19 protein-coding genes are annotated in these 19616 nt (G+C 36.8%); 5 read left to right on the forward strand and 14 right to left on the reverse strand.

Going from position 1 to position 19616, the window contains the following annotated elements:
- Window positions 1-60: 60 nt before the first annotated feature.
- Window positions 61-1152, reverse strand: a complete 1092-nt coding sequence (gene eutH / locus N0O92_RS03190; protein ID WP_315613156.1) for an ethanolamine utilization protein EutH — start codon at window positions 1150-1152, stop codon at window positions 61-63.
- 216 nt (window positions 1153-1368) lie between these two features.
- Between eutH and N0O92_RS03195 the strand changes: the two genes are divergently transcribed.
- The 3 genes from N0O92_RS03195 to N0O92_RS03205 all read left to right on the forward strand — a co-directional run bounded on the left by N0O92_RS03195 (window position 1369) and on the right by N0O92_RS03205 (window position 3947).
- A complete protein-coding gene (locus N0O92_RS03195) occupies window positions 1369-1512 on the forward strand; it encodes a YjcZ family sporulation protein (RefSeq protein ID WP_315613157.1) in 144 nt (47 codons plus the stop codon).
- A 316-nt stretch (window positions 1513-1828) separates the two neighbouring features.
- Entirely contained in the window at window positions 1829-2734 is a 906-nt protein-coding gene (locus N0O92_RS03200; RefSeq protein ID WP_315613158.1) for a PucR family transcriptional regulator, read from the forward strand.
- A 115-nt stretch (window positions 2735-2849) separates the two neighbouring features.
- Complete coding sequence (locus N0O92_RS03205; RefSeq protein WP_315613159.1) at window positions 2850-3947, forward strand: ABC transporter ATP-binding protein; 1098 nt, start codon at window positions 2850-2852, stop codon at window positions 3945-3947.
- 64 nt (window positions 3948-4011) lie between these two features.
- On the opposite strand, the gene N0O92_RS03210 is transcribed toward N0O92_RS03205, so the two are convergent.
- From N0O92_RS03210 to N0O92_RS03240, 7 genes are all read right to left on the reverse strand, one after another.
- Window positions 4012-4983 carry an ROK family glucokinase gene (locus N0O92_RS03210; RefSeq protein ID WP_315613160.1) on the reverse strand — a complete coding sequence of 324 codons (972 nt, stop codon included), beginning with the start codon at window positions 4981-4983 and terminating at the stop codon, window positions 4012-4014.
- Between the two features lie 184 nt (window positions 4984-5167).
- Window positions 5168-6136 (reverse strand): sugar phosphate isomerase/epimerase family protein, encoded by a 969-nt coding sequence (locus N0O92_RS03215; protein WP_315613161.1) that lies wholly within the window; start codon window positions 6134-6136, stop codon window positions 5168-5170.
- Window positions 6133-7191 (reverse strand): Gfo/Idh/MocA family protein, encoded by a 1059-nt coding sequence (locus N0O92_RS03220; RefSeq protein ID WP_315613162.1) that lies wholly within the window; start codon window positions 7189-7191, stop codon window positions 6133-6135. Before N0O92_RS03220 ends, N0O92_RS03215 begins: the two co-directional genes overlap by 4 nt.
- 14 nt (window positions 7192-7205) lie before the next feature.
- Window positions 7206-8231, reverse strand: coding sequence for a Gfo/Idh/MocA family protein (locus N0O92_RS03225; protein ID WP_315613163.1), 1026 nt, complete (start codon window positions 8229-8231; stop codon window positions 7206-7208).
- Window positions 8232-8262: 31 nt separating this feature from the next.
- Entirely contained in the window at window positions 8263-8976 is a 714-nt protein-coding gene (locus N0O92_RS03230) for a ThuA domain-containing protein (protein ID WP_315613164.1), read from the reverse strand.
- A 144-nt stretch (window positions 8977-9120) separates the two neighbouring features.
- A complete protein-coding gene (locus N0O92_RS03235; protein WP_315613165.1) occupies window positions 9121-10107 on the reverse strand; it encodes a LacI family DNA-binding transcriptional regulator in 987 nt (328 codons plus the stop codon).
- 156 nt (window positions 10108-10263) lie between these two features.
- Complete coding sequence (locus tag N0O92_RS03240) at window positions 10264-10653, reverse strand: hypothetical protein (protein WP_315613166.1); 390 nt, start codon at window positions 10651-10653, stop codon at window positions 10264-10266.
- A gap of 365 nt (window positions 10654-11018) precedes the next feature.
- Here N0O92_RS03240 and N0O92_RS03245 point away from each other — a divergent pair, with 365 nt between their 5' ends.
- Entirely contained in the window at window positions 11019-11222 is a 204-nt protein-coding gene (locus tag N0O92_RS03245; protein WP_315613167.1) for an alpha/beta-type small acid-soluble spore protein, read from the forward strand.
- 156 nt (window positions 11223-11378) lie between these two features.
- Here the strand turns inward: N0O92_RS03245 and hpf are convergent, their stop codons facing one another.
- The 5 genes from hpf to N0O92_RS03270 all read right to left on the reverse strand — a co-directional run bounded on the left by hpf (window position 11379) and on the right by N0O92_RS03270 (window position 17539).
- On the reverse strand, window positions 11379-11933 hold the full coding sequence (hpf, locus tag N0O92_RS03250; RefSeq protein ID WP_315613168.1) for a ribosome hibernation-promoting factor, HPF/YfiA family: 555 nt from the start codon (window positions 11931-11933) through the stop codon (window positions 11379-11381).
- 191 nt (window positions 11934-12124) lie between these two features.
- Window positions 12125-13321, reverse strand: a complete 1197-nt coding sequence (locus N0O92_RS03255) for an MFS transporter (RefSeq protein ID WP_315613169.1) — start codon at window positions 13319-13321, stop codon at window positions 12125-12127.
- Between the two features lie 69 nt (window positions 13322-13390).
- Window positions 13391-14851 (reverse strand): CoA-acylating methylmalonate-semialdehyde dehydrogenase, encoded by a 1461-nt coding sequence (locus N0O92_RS03260; RefSeq protein WP_315613170.1) that lies wholly within the window; start codon window positions 14849-14851, stop codon window positions 13391-13393.
- Between the two features lie 438 nt (window positions 14852-15289).
- The gene (locus tag N0O92_RS03265; RefSeq protein WP_315613249.1) at window positions 15290-16309 is read right to left on the reverse strand and encodes a LacI family DNA-binding transcriptional regulator; all 1020 of its coding nucleotides are present in this window, start codon (window positions 16307-16309) and stop codon (window positions 15290-15292) included.
- A 225-nt stretch (window positions 16310-16534) separates the two neighbouring features.
- Window positions 16535-17539, reverse strand: coding sequence for a LacI family DNA-binding transcriptional regulator (locus N0O92_RS03270; protein ID WP_315613250.1), 1005 nt, complete (start codon window positions 17537-17539; stop codon window positions 16535-16537).
- Between the two features lie 338 nt (window positions 17540-17877).
- On the opposite strand from N0O92_RS03270, the gene N0O92_RS03275 reads away from it, so the two are divergent.
- Window positions 17878-18633, forward strand: coding sequence for a DeoR/GlpR family DNA-binding transcription regulator (locus N0O92_RS03275; RefSeq protein WP_315613171.1), 756 nt, complete (start codon window positions 17878-17880; stop codon window positions 18631-18633).
- A 66-nt stretch (window positions 18634-18699) separates the two neighbouring features.
- Here N0O92_RS03275 and fba read toward each other — a convergent pair whose 3' ends face one another.
- The gene (fba, locus tag N0O92_RS03280; RefSeq protein WP_315613172.1) at window positions 18700-19575 is read right to left on the reverse strand and encodes a class II fructose-1,6-bisphosphate aldolase; all 876 of its coding nucleotides are present in this window, start codon (window positions 19573-19575) and stop codon (window positions 18700-18702) included.
- Window positions 19576-19616: the final 41 nt, after the last annotated feature.

The raw sequence follows: 19616 nt of genomic DNA on the forward strand, positions 1-19616 counted from the left end.
TTCGGAAGAATGTTAAAAGAATCGTATCACACACAAGAATTAGTCACAAATGAAAAGAAACTACCCTTGCTTCTTGCCCTCTTCCCGCTTTAGAACAAAATACGCTAGTGTTAATGCAGCAAAACCCGAAATTAATTTACCAGTAACCATAGCAAAAACCATTTCTTTCTCCATTCCAGCGACAAACCCTAAATGTCCTCCTAATACGAACGCACCACTAACTGCGAAAGCTACATTAAAAAGTTTCCCTCTTGGTGTCATTTCCTTCAACAAAGCAAGCATTGGAATAACATGTGCCAAAGAAGCAATAAGACCCGCGGTAGCCTTCTCATCTATCTTCAATAGAGCTCCCACTTTCCTTAATCTCTTTGTAAATACTTGATTAATAAACGTGACGAGAGGGAAAGCCCCGGCTAAAACAATAACAATCATTCCTACAATCTTTATTCCCTCTTCTAGTGGCGTCATATTAGGAATCACAACGAATCCAGTTAATGTTTCAATGATAATAGCTGTCAGTCCGACAATAGCAATGATCTCAATTCCTTTTGCGAAATATTGAAATCCTTTAATCATTTTATCTGTTATTTTCCAAAGTCCAACTGAAATGAACAGAGATAAAATGATAGTCGGAATTAAATTTCTTATAATGATGCTCATATCTAAACCGGCAACCAATCCTCCTATTAAACATCCAATTGGAACTGTGATCACACCTAACAGGATTCCCTTCGCAAAATACGGTTGATCTTCTTTCTCGATTATTCCAAGTGCAACCGGTATAGTAAATACGATTGTTGGGCCCATCATTGTTCCAAGAAAAACCCAAGAAAACAATTCTGCATCTTTTGTAAGTGCCATCTCTTTGGCAAGTGCATATCCTCCCATATCAAGAGCAAGAATGGTATTAGCAAAAGCGGCTGGATCAGCTCCAACTACTCCATAAATCGGAGCTATGATTGGCGTTAATAAAAGCGCAATAACAGGAGCTAAAGAAACAATCCCCACCATAGCAAGAGTTAATGATCCCATTGTCATAAATGCATTAGTAAAGCTTTGTCCAAGACCGATTTTATTTCCTATAACCTTATCAAGAGCCCCTATACATAGAAAGAATACCATTATGTACACAATAACATCATTCACCCACATGCCTTTTCTCCCGTCTATACTATTATTGATTACTATGATAACAGAACACTAGATTCATTTCCTTTTTTTTACTTTGTAATTACTAGTTCTATCTTATTAATTTCAAATAAATCTCCATGCCTTTCCTTTTTTCTTTTTAAATTCCACACTTACCTAGCTCTAATACCATGACATATGCATAGTGTGTAGTAACCCCCCTGAAAGGTGGTGTGAGTTATGGGTTATTATGGTCCATGGTACGGAGGTTACGGTGGATACTGTTATCCCCCAACACCCCGCCCAGGTTTTGGCTTTGGCTTCGCACTAATTGTTGTGCTGGTCATTTTGCTCATTATCCTTGGTGTTAGTTGGTATAAATAATGGCAACAAACATAATAAAAGCGCCATCTAGAATAGGCGCTTTTATTAGTATCATTCATTCGCTTTATCCCAAGCAAGCTTAAAAGCTAAACAGGATCCAATTAAGAAAAAGATAGATCCAATCAACATGAGACCATTCGTGATAAGGTTCAAATCGTCTTTCATTACGCTCAATCCTTTCACTTTGCCTTCCCACTTTAGCTTATGTTATCAAAGCTATTGAAGTTCAATGAAATTGTATACTGTACGTTCTTTAAAAAGCCCTAAAGGATTGATATACTTTAACTAACGTAAAATTAAAAGGGATTTGATTACCATGTTGTTGGACAAGCTTAAGGATTATTTTGGAGAGAACTTCGTCACAAACGAAAAACATAATACAAATAACCATCATTATTATTGGTTCAAGACACCCGATAACGAAGTCATTGGGTTTCCTAAAGATAAGATTCGTCATAATGAACTCGATTTATTAAACATTTTCCTCAAACCAATTGATGACAAAATAACGTACTCTCCTCAAACCGAAGAAGAAAAAAAATGGGCGTCATTGCTATTTACTGATGCAGATGTAGAGTTACCTAACCAAACATCATTTCGCTTTATCTACTTTCTTTTAAAAGAGGAACTTCAAGAACGTGATACATTTAATGAAGCCATTAAAAGTTTATTTCCTGGTAAAACGCTTATACTCTGGGAAACTGAAACAACTGGTGTTTTTATAGATTTTGAACCTAAGACAACAGATATGCTCGATAATTTTTTTGAATCAATAGTAGATACGGTTATTAGTGATTTCTTTGTTGAAATCTTTTTGTATCTAGGATCCAGTAATATTACTACTGATGATGCTAGAACAACGTATCAATGGGAAAAAGGAAGTTTTAGGACTATTCAAAAACAAGTAAAAAAGCAAGTTTACAAAGGTGAAGAAGAACTTCCATTCTTGTTATTTGATGAAGCAACCCGCGACACTTTACTAAAATTACGAGATCAAACACTTCAACGTGTGGTGGATGATCGAGATTTAATTCAAAGTATAAAAGTTTATTTAGACTGTAATATGAACGTTTCCCTTGCTGCAAAAAAACTATATTTACACCGAAATACATTACAATATCGAGTTGATAAATTTATTGAGAAAACTGGGATTGACATTCGCCACTTTAGAAGTGCAGTATCTGTTTATATAGCATTACTAATTGAAAAAAACATCCATTAATGCATTGTGCACAAAAGCAATGCATTCTTTTTTATGCACATTTACCGTATACGAAAACGGTTACAAAAGTTACACTTAGACCATATTAAAGATTTAAATTAAAGGAGAGATTGACATGGGTGAAATTCGTTTAGATAACGTTTACAAGATTTATGAGGGGGATGTTACAGCAGTAACTGACTTCAATTTGCATATTAAAGATAAAGAATTTGTAGTGTTTGTTGGTCCATCAGGTTGTGGTAAGTCAACAACATTACGTATGATTGCAGGACTTGAAGATATTTCAAAAGGAGACCTTTACATTGGTGATCGCCGAGTAAATGATGTAGCTCCAAAAGATCGTGACATAGCGATGGTTTTCCAAAACTATGCACTATACCCGCATATGAACGTATATGATAATATGGCTTTTGGTTTAAAACTACGAAAATTTAAAAAAGATGAAATTGATAGAAGAGTTAAAGATGCAGCAAAGATTCTTGGCTTAACGGAAATGCTTGATCGTAAGCCAAAGGCAATGTCTGGTGGTCAACGTCAACGTGTTGCTTTAGGACGAGCAATCGTTCGTGATCCTCAAGTTTTCTTAATGGATGAGCCATTATCTAACTTAGATGCTAAGCTTCGTGTACAAATGCGTGCAGAAATTACAAAATTACACAAACGCTTACAAACGACAACAATCTATGTAACTCATGACCAAACGGAAGCAATGACAATGGCCTCGCGTATCGTCATTATGAAAGATGGTATTATTCAACAAGTTGGTACACCAAAAGAAGTGTACGACAACCCAGACAATGTATTTGTAGGCGGATTCATTGGATCTCCAGCTATGAACTTCTTTAAAGGAACACTTTCAGAAAATGGTTACTTTAAAATGGGAGATGTACAATTAAAAGTTCCTGAAGGCAAATTCAAAACGTTAAAAGAAAAAGGCTATAGTAATAAAGAAGTTATCTTTGGTGTTCGCCCGGAGGATGTTCACGATGAATTATTATTCCTAGAAGCATCACCAGAGTCTAAGTTCACAGCTACAGTCGAAGTATCAGAATTACTTGGAGCAGAATCTTACCTTTATTCCAAAGTAGACACCCAAGATTTCATCGCGCGTATTGATGCTCGTTCTGATGTGAAAATGGGCCAACAAATTGAGCTGGCGTTTGATATGAACAAAACGCACTTCTTCGATGCAGAAAGCGAAGAAAGAATTTAATGAATAACCAAAACATCCCCTCACCTATATTAACTCGGTGAGGGGATGTTTTCTATACGTTTTTTTATTTTGTACCTAGTTTTGTTTTCGCTAACCAAGCGCCACCAATAACTCCAGCGTCATTTCCTAATGTGGCAATTGTTATCTCAGCACCTAACACTTTAGGAAAAGCGAATCGAGAAAATTGTTCTTTGATCGGGTTTAATAACGTACTTCCTGCCTTAGAAACGCCCCCTCCAATTACGATTTTCTCTGGATTAAGCCCATTAGCTAAATTAGCTAACGCAAGTCCTAAGTGTAATGTTACAAACTCCATGACTCTTTTCGCAACATCATCATTTTCTTTAGCAGCATCAAGCACTAGCTTAGCTGTGACAGTATTGTTTTCATTATAATAGTCTCTTAGCTGACTAGCCTCATTCGACCTTTTTAGCTCCTCTACAGCGAGTCTGACAATACCTGTTGCCGATGCTATCGTTTCTAAGCATCCGTTTTTGCCACAGTTACATCTTGCTCCACCTTCTATTATAGAAGTAATATGTCCTATTTCTCCTCCAGCACCGTTCATTCCGTGGACAATTTTACCATTAGAAATCACGCCACCTCCGACGCCCGTTCCTAATGTAACGAAAATTAAATCATTGGATCCTTCCCCAGCACCTGTCCACATCTCGCCAAGAGCAGCAATGTTAGCATCGTTATCAACCGTCACTGGTAAGCCACTTTCTTTTTCAAGTAACTCTTTTAGAGGAAAGTCAGTCCACCCCAAATTTACCGCTACTTCAATAGAGCCAGTTGCAAAATCTACAGGGCCTGGTGCACCTATTCCAATTCCTATTAATTTATCTTTCACTTCGTTTAATTCCACTAATTTTTCGTCTATTGATTGGGCAATCTCCTTAGGAATATGTTGCCCATTTTCCTTTATATTCGTTGCAATTTCCCACTTCGCCACAAGGTGACCTTCTTGATTTAGGAAAGCCATTTTTATCGTTGTACCACCAATATCTACACCAACCAACCATTTGTTTTCCACTAGTATCCATCCCTATCTCACTTAATTTAATGTAACCGATAGCATTATCGTATCACAATATAGTTAAATTTGTTGCGAACTATAATAAATGCTTTTTTCGCATGCTTTGCTGCAAAAGGATACCATATTAAGGAGTTGCCATTTACAACTCCTCTCTTATAGTATCCTTGTCTTTCTGATTGGTTTATACCCACCACATGTCGGATGGCTTTTCTGTTATAACGACAGAATTCAGATTTTTCACCGCTCTTGCAAAACCTTCTTCAATCGACATGATTGGATCTTCATGTTCAATACTTACAACATAATCATAACCATACGTACGTAGAGCACTAATCATATCCGACCATTCTTGAATGCTATGACCACAACCAACAGAACGGAACGTCCAAGCTCTTGTTTGCACTTCTCCATATGGCTGCATATCAATTAAACCATACATATTCACATTATCTTGATCAATGTACGTATCTTTAGCATGGAAATGATGAATCGCATTTTCTTTTCCTAAAATTTTAATAGCCGCGACAGGATCAATTCCTTGCCACCATAAATGACTAGGGTCAAGATTCGCCCCAATTGCATCACATGTTTCTTCTCTTAGTTTTAACAACGTATATGGAGTATGAACTAAGAAACCTCCATGAAGCTCTAATCCAATTTTCACATTATGATCTTTCGCGAACTGTCCCCATTCTTTCCAATAAGGAATAAGTTTCTCTTCCCATTGCCACTTTAATATATCACTATATTCATTTGGCCAAGGGGTAACAGGCCAATTTGGGTATTTCGCTCCCTCATGATCTCCAGCTGTTCCAGAAAAACAGTTAACAACTGGTACTCCCATTAAACTAGCTAGCTTGATTGATTTTACCAATGCATCATGTGACTCTTTTGCAAAGCTCTCATCTGGTGAAATAGGGTTCCCATGACAACTAAAAGCGCTAATTTCTAACCCTCGAGATGTAACTTTTTCGATATATTCCTTCCGTAACTCTTCACTTTCTAGAAGGTTATCTATGTCACAGTGGGCATTACCAGGGTAACCCCCAGTACCAATTTCAACTGCCTTTACGCCTGCAGCTTTCACATAATCTAGCATTTCTTCAAAATTCTTTTGAGAAAATAAAACAGTAAATACGCCTACTTTCATACAAAGTCCTCCCTGTTATCTATTTTTACGCTTTGACCAGTTTGACTGCTTTCGTAAATGGCATCGATAATTTGCGACACTTGCATGGCCTCTTCCGGTTTGACAATAAGCTCTTCTTCCCCTAAACAAGCATTCGCAAAATTTCTAACTTGGATGAGGCCGGGATCCTCGTCACCAGGAATCCAATTTGCCTGACTGTTCAGTAACATTCCATGTTTTGCTTGATTGAGTTCAAACGGAAATACATCAATTCCTCCTTGCAACCCAGAAATGCTAATATGCTCAACATCTTCTTTTATATTAGCTGCCCATGATGTTTCAAATAACATCGACGCCCCGTTATCAAACGTGATATACGCTGTAACATGGTCATCTACATTAAATGTCTCATGGTCAAAACTCCCCCATTGATTTACTTGTCCTGGCATTTTACTAAGATGGTTATATGCCTTTCCCATTACTTGAACGGGTTTTGGATTTCCAAGTAACCAAAGTGATAAATCTAGAAAGTGACAACCCCAGTCAATTAAACTTCCTCCACCTTGAAGTTCTTTATTTGTAAAAACCCCCCATCCTGGAACTTTTCGACGTCTTAACGCTTGTGCTCTTGCCACAATCGGTTCGCCAATTTCTTGCTCCACAATAACCTTCTTTGCAGCTTGTGATTCTTTCATAAAACGGTAATGATAGCCAATTGATAAGACTTTTCCTGATTCATTTGCTGCTTCAATCATTGCTTCACATTCCTTTGTCGTCATAGCCATTGGCTTTTCACATAGAACATGAACACCTGCTTCAAGCGCAGCAATTGTGATTTCAGCATGAAATTTATTTGGTGTGCAAATCGTTATAGCGTCTACTTCACTAAAAAGTTCCGAGTAGTCCGTATAGACTTTTGGAATGCCAAACTTTTCTGCAACTGATTGAGCTGTAGCCATATTCACATCACAAACGGCTTCAATGCTTACTTTATCTGAAATAAGTTGGTAAGCGGGAATGTGTCGATCTTGAGCAATCCCGCCTGCACCAATAATTCCCATTTTTAGTTTTTGCATAACAAACTCCCTTACTACAAACTAGTAATTCTTTTTGTTTCATTTGACTCTAAAGCAGCCAACACGACTTGAAGCGATTTCATCCCTTCTTCTCCTGAAACAGGGACATCTTTATCTTGTACGATCGCACTTACAAACTGGTCAATCACTTGGGTATTATTTTGTCCTCCAGCCTCATTTGTTTGAATACCGCCGAGCTCGTACTTTACGACTTCTCCGTTTTTATATTGAACAATTAGAGAATTAATAGGATCATCTTCCAAACGCAAAATTGCATTTTCTCCGTAAATAATTGTTGAGTTATCCTCTTTTGCTACGTAAGACCAGCTAGCTGCTAACGTACCAATGATGCCACTTTCTGTCTTTAATACACATACAGCAGTATCATCGACATCTGTATTTTTCTTGGCACTTGTTTCAATAAAAGCACCTACTTCTACAAATTCCTCTCCAAGGATATAACGTAGGAGGTCTGTCTTATGTACCCCTAAGTCCCCCATTGCACCAATAAATGCTTCTTCTTTTTTAAAGAACCAACTATCTGATCCGTCAGCACTCCAACCTTCTGGACCTCCATGGCCAAATGCCGTGCGGAAGCTATAAATTTTTCCTACCTCTCCTGCTTCAATCAATTTTCTAGCTTTTTGATGAGAAGGAACAAAGCGTTGGTTATGGGCAATCATTAATTTTTTCTTATTTTTGTTTGCTGCTTCAATCATTTTCTCTGCATCCTCACGTGAGGTTGCCATTGGCTTTTCACAAAGAACATGTTTTCCTGCTTGCAAGGCTGCAATGGAAATAGGAGCATGTAAATAGTTTGGTGTACATACACTCACAGCATCGATCTCAGGATTAGCAACTAGTTCTTCATAATTTGTATAGGCTTTTGCACTATAAAGTTTGGCGAATTCATGGACTCGTTCTTCTACGATGTCACAAACTGCAACAATTTCTACATCCGCATTGTTAGCATACTCCGGTAAATGACGATGTTTTGCAATACTTCCACAACCAATAACTCCAACTTTTAATTTACTCATCTAATATTCCTCCTATTATTATCGATTTAATTTAGATTTTCTCTAATGGTTTTGCATTTCCGTAAACTGGCATGTTACGATCTGTTGGTTTTGCCCACTGAACTGCATTTTTAATCACTTTTTGAATCTCTTCATTGTGATATGTTGGGTATGTTTCATGTCCTGGACGGAAATAAAATACTTTTCCTTTCCCTCTCTGATACGTACAACCACTTCGGAACACTTCTCCTCCGCTAAACCAACTCATCATGATCAGTTGTTCTGGTGCAGGAATATCAAAATGTTCTCCGTACATTTCTTCTTCTTCTAGCTCAATGTATTCTCCGATACCTTCTACAATCGGGTGACTTGGGTCAATGATCCAAAGACGTTCTTTATCATTTGCTTCACGCCATTTCAAATCGCATGTTGTTCCCATTAATGTTTTAAAAATTTTAGAGAAATGCCCTGAATGAAGAACAATCAGTCCCATTCCCTCAAGTACTCTCTGTTTTACTTTTTCAACAATAGCATCATCCACTTCATCATGTGCAAGATGTCCCCACCAAATTAAAACATCTGTAGAACTGAGAACTTCCTCTGTTAAACCGTGCTCTGGTTCATCAAGTGTAGCCGTTTTCACTTGCACTTGATCTGTTTTTAAAAAGCCGGCAATAGTACCATGAATCCCTTCAGGATAAATCTCACTTACCACTGGATTTTTCTGTTCATGACGATTTTCATTCCATACTGTAACCTGTAACATATGTGTTGCCTCCTCAAGTTTTTTCCTTCTAATGTTTTTCTTGCATCAGTCTTCTTTTCAAAACTAGATTACTTCAATTCAGGAAAATCCCCTTTTATGAGATCGTTCTCATATCCAACGTAAAATTGTGGGAACGATCCCAGATCAAACGGAATCTCTTACAATTAATTCAATCGGTAGTTCTATTACCGTATTTTCTTCTTGGTCTTGACTTGCTAACCTTGAAACCATGACTTCCATTGTCTTTTGTCCCATCTCTTTAATTGGTTGCCTTACTGTAGTAAGAGATGGTTCTACCAACTGAGCAATCGGCAAGTCATCAAAGCCAAGTACGGCTAAATCATGAGGGATTGTTAGACCATGTAGCTTTGCTTCCTTTATTATTCCAGCTGCTACTTCGTCACTCCCCGCAAAAATGGCCGTAGGTTTGTCTTCAAGGGCCAAAATCGCTTTTAAGATCCTTTTTCCATTTTCTATGCTAGGATCATCGCGAAAAATCCATTGCTCGCTTATTTCAATGTTATTCTCAACTAGTGCTGCTCGAAAGCCTTTTTGACGGTCTGCACCCAGCTCTCCTTTATCGTTTCCACAGTAGGCAATCTTTTTATGGCCATGTTCAATCAGATGTTTCGCACCTAAATAACTACCTTTTATTTGATTTAAACGAACGACCGGAATGCTTGCTTCTGACCTATACTCGTTACACATGATAATAGGACCAGACTCTTTAAAAGGAGCAATCGAATGCCAATCATTTTCTAGTGAAGTCAGTATGACCCCATCTACTTGCTTCGTTTGTAACAATTGTAAATAGTTTCGTTCCTTGTCTTTATTTTGGTGCGTTTGACATATTAGTAATTGTAATCCATTTTCTACAGCAACGTTTTCTAGCCCTTCAATTAAAAAAGGAAAGAACGGATTTGTAAGACTTGGAACAAGAACTGCAATCGTGTCCGTTTTTTGCTTTCTAAGACGTTGTGCAGATGAATTTGGAAAAAAGTCCAGTTCCTTCATTGCTTCATAAACTAATTGTTTTTTCTTTTCTGTGACATATGGGTGATTATTGATGACCCTAGAAACCGTTGATCTTGATAATCCAGCAAGTTTCGCCACATCTTCAATGGTCGCCATCGCACTCTCCTTTCCGCTAGCAAGAAGTACGCCTTTCAATCACGATAGCGTTTTCATAAACTGAATTATTTATATTTTAATCTAGTCTTACGTGAAAAACAACACTAAAATTAAGAGACCCCCTACCCATACAGATAAGGGCCAGACTATATAAGATTAACGGTTGTCCTCTGGTTGTACTTCTGTGTGAAGCGCTTTAAAAAATTGTAGAATGTTTTTATAACTGCTGCCAAAATCCCCTAACGCTCCTTGCTTCGAACAATACACGTCAACAGCTGACTTGATAGGGCTAATTTTAAACACGGTTACAACCATCACACTAGATGCAACCCCTTTCTTTTCCAGCGAAACTTCTCCTCGTTCTTCATCAATGTTCGCCACCTTCCAATTAGGAAGCTTATTTTGATTAATGACCTTGTTAATAATCTCAATCATTGCTTCACGGCTTTTTTTATAATACCGAGTATTCAAACCTTCCAATTTAGGTTTCTCACTCGTTTCTTCATGGCTTTTCCAGATTCCTGTAACAGTTCTTATAAATGACATATCCTTCCTCCTTAACATTGCAACTAAATGGCTCTTTCTCTATTCTTACCTTATGTTTTCATTTAGTTAATTATAGTGCTTGATAATATTTTATCACGTTTTCTCTCTAAATTGGTACAGGTACAAAAAGAGTTACCTTTCTTTGTGAAATGAATGCCGGATCTTATCCTGAATCATTCCTTCGAATGCTAGAGGATTATTCCATTCTAACATTCAGAAAATAACTAAAAATAAAAAAAGCTATAGAAAAAATGAAATTAGAATACTTTCGCATTTCAGTTAAATACAATTTATGTTTAACTTATGTATAAACCTTAATAAACCTCATATAATAAGCTTCGAAACTAATAAAGAGGTGATTAGACATGGCACAAAACAACAACAGCAACAACCTTTTAGTTCCAGGAGTAGAAGAAGCTTTAGATCAAATGAAGCTTGAAATTGCTCAAGAGTTCGGCGTACAACTAGGAGCCGATACAACAGCTCGCGCAAACGGTTCTGTCGGTGGAGAGATTACAAAACGTTTAGTCCAAATGGCTGAACAACAAATGCAAGGCTCTAGATTCTAAAAAATAAAAATTAAAACTCTCCTTGCCCCTCACTCAAATAGAGGTTGTCACAGGTTCTTACCCCAAGCTTAGTTGATATACGTGTGCGTTTCTGTATAGCACATACGATATCTTCCTTGCATAAGGTAAGAATGGAAGTGACAACCTCTTTGTTCTTTATTGAATTTCAATCACTGCATACTTTCCATCTTTTCTTTGATAAACAATATTAGTCTCTAAAGATTCAGATTCTGTGTAAACAAAAAATTGATGACCTAACATGTTCATTTGCAAAATAGCTTCTTCTGTATCCATAGGTTTCAAATTGAACTTTTTGGTTCTAACTACTTCAAAACGTTCTTCATCAAATGTATCAACCTCTGGCTCAAGAACCAAAACCGATGTGTCCTCTATTTTTCTTACCGCTTTTACTTGACGCGGTTTACGGTTAACTTTCGTTTTATATTTCCGAACTTGACGTTCTAATTTATCAACAATAAGATCTATTGCAGCATACATATTCTCATGTTGTTCTTCTGCTCGCAGAACAAGTGACTTTAATGGAATCGTTATTTCTACTTTTGTATCTTTATCATATACTTTTAACTTAACTTGTACCTCGGCCTGTATCATGCCATCAAAATACTTTTCTAACTTTTCTACTTTTTTAATAATATAGTCTCTAATTGCGTTCGTAACTTCGACATTTTCACCACGAATGTTAAATCTCATAGGAATCTCCTCCTGATTTCACTTTCTATAAAGATCTTGTTGCTATGCTTTCATATTACTAATAATCTGACATTTCTGCTGTGATCTATGTCACTTTATGTCAGATGTAAAGTGACATAAAAAACCGATCTCATCTAATGTGATGTGATCGGTTTCTCTCAAATTAAAAGCAAACTCATTATCATTTGAGTTTAACTGCTCATCTTATAACTTTTTTTGGATTGTTGCTTTTTCTTACTTTCCCATATAACGATGAACATACAAGCAATTAATCCTAATAGCCCCGTGAAATAAAAACCAGCAGAGATTCCGAAATTCGAATTAAGAACGCCCGCTAAAAGTGGACCAGTAAACATTCCAATTGCATATAATGCTTGGTATACACCCATAGCAGTTGCTCTTTTCTCTGGTGAAATCGTTTCAATTGACATTCCTAATAATAGTGGGAATAACAAGCCAAGAGCAAAACCATTAATTCCTTGGACAATCATTAGCAATGCTTTTGATTCCACAAAAGGTGTTAATAGCGTAAAAATAGCAGCTAATAAAAACGCATATTTTAACGATCTCCACTTTCCGAAGTGAGGTACAATCCATTTTCCTATAAAAAGAGTCGCTATTGCATGAGGAATCATAAAAGCAAACACAATTAAACTAATCTCATTTGCTTCTAAACCAATGCTCGTTACATAATTAGGTATAAAACCAAACGTAGTAGTAAAGATAATACTATGAGCCAAAATGGATAAAAACGATATTTTCAAAAGATGAGAATCTTTCATCACACCTGTAAGTGCTTTTAGGTTTACAGGTGTTTCCGGACCAGAATCTTTCGGTTCAAAAATGAAAAGTGCAAGTACTGCACCAACTAGACTTACAACCCCGCCAATCCAAAATGGAGTTGCCCACCCCCAAGCATTAACAAGGTATCCACTGAAAAGCATTCCTAATAATTGTGCCAAAACAACAACAAAGGAAATCGCACTCATTGCTTTATGAACTTCACTATCCAGAAAATAGCTAGAATACAAAACAGCAAAAACTACCCACGTTGCTGCAGCAATTCCAGCTAAAGAACGAGCAAAAAGGATCCAACCTAAACTATCCGTCAAGGCAAATATAAAGCAACTTACTGCGCCTATCAATAAACCAAGAACAATAAATGGCTTCCGTATTTTTAACAAGTCAGAACTCATTCCTATTGGCAATCTAAATAAAAATTGCATGAAACCATAACTACTTAAAACAATTCCTATAAAGATGTAAGTCCCACCCATTAACTCCATGTACGGTGATAAAATAGGAAGATAGATAAAATGCGGAAACCATATGGCAAATGAAACAATTAGAAATAAATTTTTTTCTTTATTGGAAATGTGCGTTTTCAAGTTATCACTCCATATGTTAAAAAGCAATGAGGTACTAAGGGGCAAAAACCCTTAGTACCTCAACTTTTATTACCAACGAGAAGTTAGCATTTTCTTACGAGTATAGAATTCAACACCATCAGTGCCGTTTGCATGTAAATCACCGTAGAATGATTTTTTATAACCAGAGAACGGGAAGAACGCCATTGGAGCTGGTACTCCTAAGTTTACACCTAGCATTCCTGCATCAATATCTTCACGGAATTGACGAACTGCGCTTCCACTATCTGTATAAATACACGCGCCATTCGCAAATTCTGATTCATTTGTTAATGCAATTGCTTCCTCTAATGTGTCTACACGAACAACCGATAGTACAGGAGCGAAAATCTCTTCTTTCCAGATCGTCATTTCTGTATTTACATGATCAAAGATTGTTGGTCCAACAAAGTATCCAGCACCTGAACTTGCTTCATCGTTACGTCCATCACGTACCAATGTTGCTCCTTCTTCTACTCCCTTTTCAATGTAACCTACTGTTTTTGCTTTATGAGAATCACGAATAACAGGACCTAAGAATACTCCTTCTTCCATTCCGTTACCGATTGTAATTTTATCAACAGCTTCAACTAGTTTCTCCATGAATGGTTCTGCCACATCACCAACAGTTACAACAACTGCAGCAGCCATACATCTTTCGCCAGCTGAACCATAAGCCGCATTCATAATTTGGTTAACTGAACCATCTAAATCGGCATCAGGCATAACGATAGAGTGGTTTTTTGCACCCGCTAACGCTTGAACACGCTTACCATGTGCAGATGCTGTTTTATAAACGTATTCTGCTACTGGTTGAGAACCAACAAATGAGATAGCTTTAACTGTTGGATGCTCTAGCAAACCATTTACAACATCATGTGCACCATGAACAATATTTAGTACACCATTTGGAAGACCAGCTTCAGTGAACAATTCAGCTAAACGATTTGCAAGCAATGGTGTGCGCTCTGATGGCTTTAATACAAATGTATTTCCACAAGCAATCGCAAGTGGGAACATCCAGCAAGGAACCATCATTGGGAAGTTAAATGGTGTAATTCCGCCAATAACCCCAATTGGATAACGGTACATTCCTGATTCAACTCCTGTAGCGATATCTGGTAATTGCTTACCCATCATAAGCGTCGGAGCTCCTGCAGCAAATTCTACACATTCAATCCCACGTTGAACTTCTCCGTAAGCTTCAGCATAACTTTTTCCATTTTCTAATGTTACTAGGCGAGCTAATTCTTCCCAGTTTTCTACTAATAATTGTTGATATTTAAATAGAATACGAGCACGACGAGGTACAGCAGTCTTGCTCCACTTTTTGAATGCCTCTGCTGAGTTTTGAACAGCTTGATCAACATCTTCACGGCTTGAAAGTGGCACATGCGCAATGACTTCTCCTGTTGCTGGGTTTGGTACTGCTTCTGTTTTTCCAGAAGTCGCTTCAACCCACTGACCACCAATAAAGTTTTTTAGATTTTGTACAGTTACTGCATTTGACATAATCATTAACTCCTCTCATAATTCACATTCATTTTTATTAGACAATTTTTCAGATAGTAGTTCCTCTAGTATGAGACTTAACACAACCCTAAATGAAATCCTTTTCAAAAAGAATTAACCCACTTCTATACTAGCTTTCCTACTATCGAGACTTCTAACACTTCCGAAAGTAAAACAACTGAAATCGATTACATCGATATGTTTTGACTCCCGCTTACAATTCTTATTTTATAGTAATCAGTTTTTTTTGTAAATGCTTTTTCGTGTTTTTTTACTTTTTTTTTCGAACAGTATTTTTTATGAGGAACCCTTTAATTTCCTAGTATTTATTCTACTGTCACTAAGTTATAAATAGTTTTAAAAAAAGTCCAATCAATCATTACTTCTATTAATTATTTAATCTGATACTTTTTACAGCTTGAAATCGATTGCACAACTTTAACTACTTCCTAAAACCTTTAAACTTTTTGACCCACATGATTCACCAATAATAAGTTGATCTTTTAGAACAATCTTCTTTTTAGCCATAGGTTCACCATTTATTTGTTTTAATAATAAATCCATCGCCTTTTTCCCTATCTCATACTTGGGCTGGTCCACTGTTGTTAAGTTCGGTTCATGTATAGAGGACATTTTGATATGGTCAAAACCAACAACTGCAATATCCTCAGGAACATGTAACTGACTATCCTTACAAGCTTTTATTACCCCCATTGCCATGTCATCATTAAAAACAAAGACAGCACTCGGTGGTGTTTCTAATGCTAATAGTTTTAGCATTTGATTATATCCAGACTCAAACGTTTGATCTCCTTCTTGGATATATGCCGAATCAATGTCAAGCTCATGGCTAATCATTGCCTGTTTATACCCTCTTAATCGATCTCGACTAAGAACAATATTAATTGGCCCTGTGATATGAGCAATTCTAGTATGTCCTAATTGGATTAGATGTTCTGTAGCATTCCTCGCACTACTTACGTTATCAATAGACACCGTTGGTACGTTTAGTCCATCCATATATTCACAGGCGAGCACAAGTGGATATTCCTGAGAGAGCTCCTCTAATTTTGCTTTATCTAATCGAGCAGTTAAAAGGATCATTCCATCAGCTTGTTTTTGAAACAATAAATTGATATATTCCGCTTCTCTTTCAATACTATTTTCGGTATCCCCTAAAATCACCTGATAGCCGCTACTTACAGCGACATGCTCGATCCCCCTAAGAACTTCAGAGAAGAAAGCGCTAGTTATATCAGGGACAACAACAAGGATAATTTTTGTTTCTTTTGTTCTAAACTGCCTTGCAACTGCATTTGGTTTATAGTTGACTTGATTAATGACATCCATGACTTTTTTCTTCGTTTCTTTACTAACGAGTTCTGGATGAGAAAGTACTCTTGAAACTGTTGCAGGAGATACATTTGCCAATTTGGCTACATCTGTCATTTTCATTATTCGAAACTCACCTCCTATTCACGCTTTTTATTTGTAAACGATTACAGATTTTGATAAAAAAATAAGAGTTAAAGCATTAAATCCTTTAGCAAGTAGTCTACTACTCCTTCATACATTTTATATTATTCAGTTTTCTTTGTAAACTCCTACTTTTAAGAGATAGTGTGATATAAACCTTTTTGTAAGAGGAGATGCTACTCTCCTCCATTAAAAAGGTCCAAATCTCTATAATTTATTCCCCTTAATGTAACTAGATTCTCTAATGATTAATTCATCTTTCATCACAAATTTAGTCTTTTTCATAGAATCCCCATTCATTAGCATAAGCAGCAATTCCATTGCTTTTTTTCCGATTGCGTATTTGGGTTGGTCAATAGTCGTTATATTAGGTTCAAATACTGAAGACATTTTTATATTATCAAAACCAACAACTGCCAAATCTTTAGGTACTCTTACTCCGCTATCTTTGGCAGCCTTTATTGTGCCCATAGCCATTTCATCGTTAAAAACAAAAATCGCTGTTGGCGGAGTTGCTAAAGATAATAATTTTAACGTTTGATTATAACTCGCTTCAAAATTTGGTTCACTTTCTTGGATATAGGCAGGATCAATTTCTAATTCATTGCTGATCATGGCTTGTTTATACCCTTTTAACCTGTCCCTGCTCAGGATAACTGTTATCGGCCCTGTAATATGAGCAATTTTCGTGTGACCTAATTGAATTAAGTGTTCTGTCGCTTTTCGAGCACTGCTAACATTATCAATTGAAACAGTCGGGACGTTCAACCCGTCTACGTATTCACAAGCAAGTACTAAAGGAAATTCACTAGCAAGCTCTTCTAATTTATTTTTATCAAGGCGGGCAGTTAATAAGACCATCCCATCCACTTGCTTCTGCAATAATAAATTAATATAACTGTTCTCTCGCTCTACATCATTTTCAGTATCGCCTAAGATTACTTGATAACCATTCTCTAGAGCTACATGTTCAATACCTCTTAGTACTTTAGAGAAGAAGGCACTCGTAATATCAGGAACAACAACTAGGATAATTTTTGTTTCTTGTGTTCTAAATTGCCTCGCTACTATATGTGGTCTGTAATTAACTTTATTAATTACATCCATAACCTTTTGTCTAGTCTCTGGACTTACCTTTTCCGGCTGGCTAAGCACCCTTGATACTGTTGCCGCAGAAACATTGGCAAGTTTTGCTACATCGCTCATTTTCATAGTTTTCAGCACCTCATCCTCCACTGTAAATGCTCTACAGGGAATGCATGTCTTCAGTCGTTTGTTTGACTATCATCTTTATTATAAAACCCTCAATTCTGTGTCAAACCAAGGAGTGTAATGATAGTTTACCATGTATTGAAAGCGTGCACTAACTAATTATCGAAAGCCGTTTCTATTTGTAATCCCCCTCAAAAAGATGGTGATGTTTTGATTAATTGTTGATATAATATGAATAAGTTTTTATCATTTTTTACTGCGAAAGTATAACTTGCATTTGTATAAAACTTAGGGAAGGTAGTCCCTTTTCAATTTTTCTTAAATAAGGGCTGATAAATATGCTAAAATCACAACGCATCAAACAAATTTCTGACTATATAAATCAACACAAAACAGTTTCATTGGATGATTTGGTATCGGTTTTTGACGTTTCAAAAAATACGATACGCAGAGACGTACAAGAACTAGTTGAATCCGGTGAGTATAAAAAAGTATACGGTGGAGTTAGTGTAAACCGAACACGACTTGAACCATTCCACGACAGAAAAACACGTAATCTACACCAAAAGCAACTAATTGCCAAAAAGGCTGCTAGTTACATAATAGATGGGGATGTTATTTTCATCGACTCTGGAACAACAACTCTTGAATTAATTGAGTTTATCAAAACGCTTGAATTGACCATTATCACTAATAATCTTGATTTCATCATTCAAACTCTTCCGTTTGAAAATTTAAATGTAATTTCAACTGGTGGGGTGCTAGAGCGCAAGACAAAATCGTTTGCTAGTCTTACGAAGCAAGATATTTTAAAGTCACATAATATTAACAAAGCATTTATGGCCTCAGCTGGTGTTACCATAAAAAATGGCGTAACAAATTCTAGCCCTCTTGAAACAGATCTTAAGCGTACAGTTGTTGAAAGAAGTTCAGAAGTGTTTCTATTAGTTGATCACAATAAATTTGATCAGCACGCTGTGATGACCTATTGCGATTTACAAGAAATAGATGTTTTAATTACAGACTCAGTTCCTACTAATCACTACATACAACACGCTCAACAAAATAACATCCAGCTTGTTATTACAGATTAATCTTATAAACTCATAAAAAAGAACCTGTTTATATTTTCATAACAGGTTCTTTTTAGTAACTCTTTCTTACAAAACTTTAGATGTTTCTGGAGCTTTGTTACTTGTATTAAATTCTCTCATCTTCTCTTTTACTGTAGCTATGATAGCTTCTTTACCAGGTGTCGTGATTGCACGATTATCGTAAATGTCACTATCGTTTAATAATACTTCACGAACTGCTTTTGCCCATGCTTGTAAGCATTCAGTATTAACATTGATTTTTGCATGTCCTAGTTCGATTGCTTTTTTTATTTGATAATCAGGAATACCAGAACCTCCGTGTAGAACTAATGGAATTCCTGTCATTTCTGAAATTTGTTTCATTTCATCAAAACCGAGTTGCGGCTCACCTTGATATGGTCCATGAACAGAGCCTAGTGCTGCAGCCAATGCGTCTACTCCTGTTTCTTCAACAAGACGCACACATTCATAAGGATCGGCATATTTTACTCCACCAATTAGACCATCTTCCATACCGCCAACAGTTCCAACTTCAGCTTCTACAGATACGTTGTGAGTTCTAGCATAGTCAACGACTTCTTTCGTCATAGCAATATTTTCTTCTATAGTATAGTGGGATCCATCAATCATTACGGATGTAAACCCTGCATCAATTGCCTGTTTACATCTCTCCACATTCATTCCATGGTCTAAGTGCAAGGCAACCGGGACCGTGATTTCCATTTCTTCCACAAGTGCTTTTACCATAGCTGCTATTGTTTTAAAGCCACCGAGATAATCAACAAGTCGATCAGAAGCTGCGACAATAACTGGCCCACGTTCTTCTTCGGCTGCTTGTAATATTGCCTGTGCCCACTGTAAACTATTAATGTTGTATTGCCCAACCGCATAGTTTCCTACTTTAGCTTGTTGGAGCATTTCTTTCATTGAGACTAATGCCATTGTTTAGGACCTCCTTTTTATTCGTTCTCTCACTTTAACTA

Origin of the sequence: Alkalihalobacillus sp. MEB130, from assembly GCF_032335535.1 — a bacterium.
Classification (GTDB): domain Bacteria; phylum Bacillota; class Bacilli; order Bacillales; family Bacillaceae_D; genus Halalkalibacter.

What these genes read in the sequence shown, in the direction of transcription:
- N0O92_RS03235 (WP_315613165.1), bottom strand. Translation starts at nt 10,107, where the DNA reads ATGGCGACCATTGAAGATGTGGCGAAACTTGCTGGATTATCAAGATCA.
- N0O92_RS03200 (WP_315613158.1), top strand. Translation starts at nt 1,829, where the DNA reads ATGTTGTTGGACAAGCTTAAGGATTATTTTGGAGAGAACTTCGTCACA.
- N0O92_RS03225 (WP_315613163.1), bottom strand. Translation starts at nt 8,231, where the DNA reads ATGAGTAAATTAAAAGTTGGAGTTATTGGTTGTGGAAGTATTGCAAAA.
- N0O92_RS03215 (WP_315613161.1), bottom strand. Translation starts at nt 6,136, where the DNA reads ATGAAAGTAGGCGTATTTACTGTTTTATTTTCTCAAAAGAATTTTGAA.
- fba (WP_315613172.1), bottom strand. Translation starts at nt 19,575, where the DNA reads ATGGCATTAGTCTCAATGAAAGAAATGCTCCAACAAGCTAAAGTAGGA.
- N0O92_RS03245 (WP_315613167.1), top strand. Translation starts at nt 11,019, where the DNA reads ATGGCACAAAACAACAACAGCAACAACCTTTTAGTTCCAGGAGTAGAA.
- N0O92_RS03205 (WP_315613159.1), top strand. Translation starts at nt 2,850, where the DNA reads ATGGGTGAAATTCGTTTAGATAACGTTTACAAGATTTATGAGGGGGAT.
- hpf (WP_315613168.1), bottom strand. Translation starts at nt 11,933, where the DNA reads ATGAGATTTAACATTCGTGGTGAAAATGTCGAAGTTACGAACGCAATT.
- N0O92_RS03220 (WP_315613162.1), bottom strand. Translation starts at nt 7,191, where the DNA reads ATGCAAAAACTAAAAATGGGAATTATTGGTGCAGGCGGGATTGCTCAA.
- N0O92_RS03275 (WP_315613171.1), top strand. Translation starts at nt 17,878, where the DNA reads ATGCTAAAATCACAACGCATCAAACAAATTTCTGACTATATAAATCAA.
- N0O92_RS03240 (WP_315613166.1), bottom strand. Translation starts at nt 10,653, where the DNA reads ATGTCATTTATAAGAACTGTTACAGGAATCTGGAAAAGCCATGAAGAA.
- N0O92_RS03260 (WP_315613170.1), bottom strand. Translation starts at nt 14,851, where the DNA reads ATGTCAAATGCAGTAACTGTACAAAATCTAAAAAACTTTATTGGTGGT.
- N0O92_RS03270 (WP_315613250.1), bottom strand. Translation starts at nt 17,539, where the DNA reads ATGAAAATGAGCGATGTAGCAAAACTTGCCAATGTTTCTGCGGCAACA.
- N0O92_RS03195 (WP_315613157.1), top strand. Translation starts at nt 1,369, where the DNA reads ATGGGTTATTATGGTCCATGGTACGGAGGTTACGGTGGATACTGTTAT.
- eutH (WP_315613156.1), bottom strand. Translation starts at nt 1,152, where the DNA reads ATGTGGGTGAATGATGTTATTGTGTACATAATGGTATTCTTTCTATGT.
- N0O92_RS03230 (WP_315613164.1), bottom strand. Translation starts at nt 8,976, where the DNA reads ATGTTACAGGTTACAGTATGGAATGAAAATCGTCATGAACAGAAAAAT.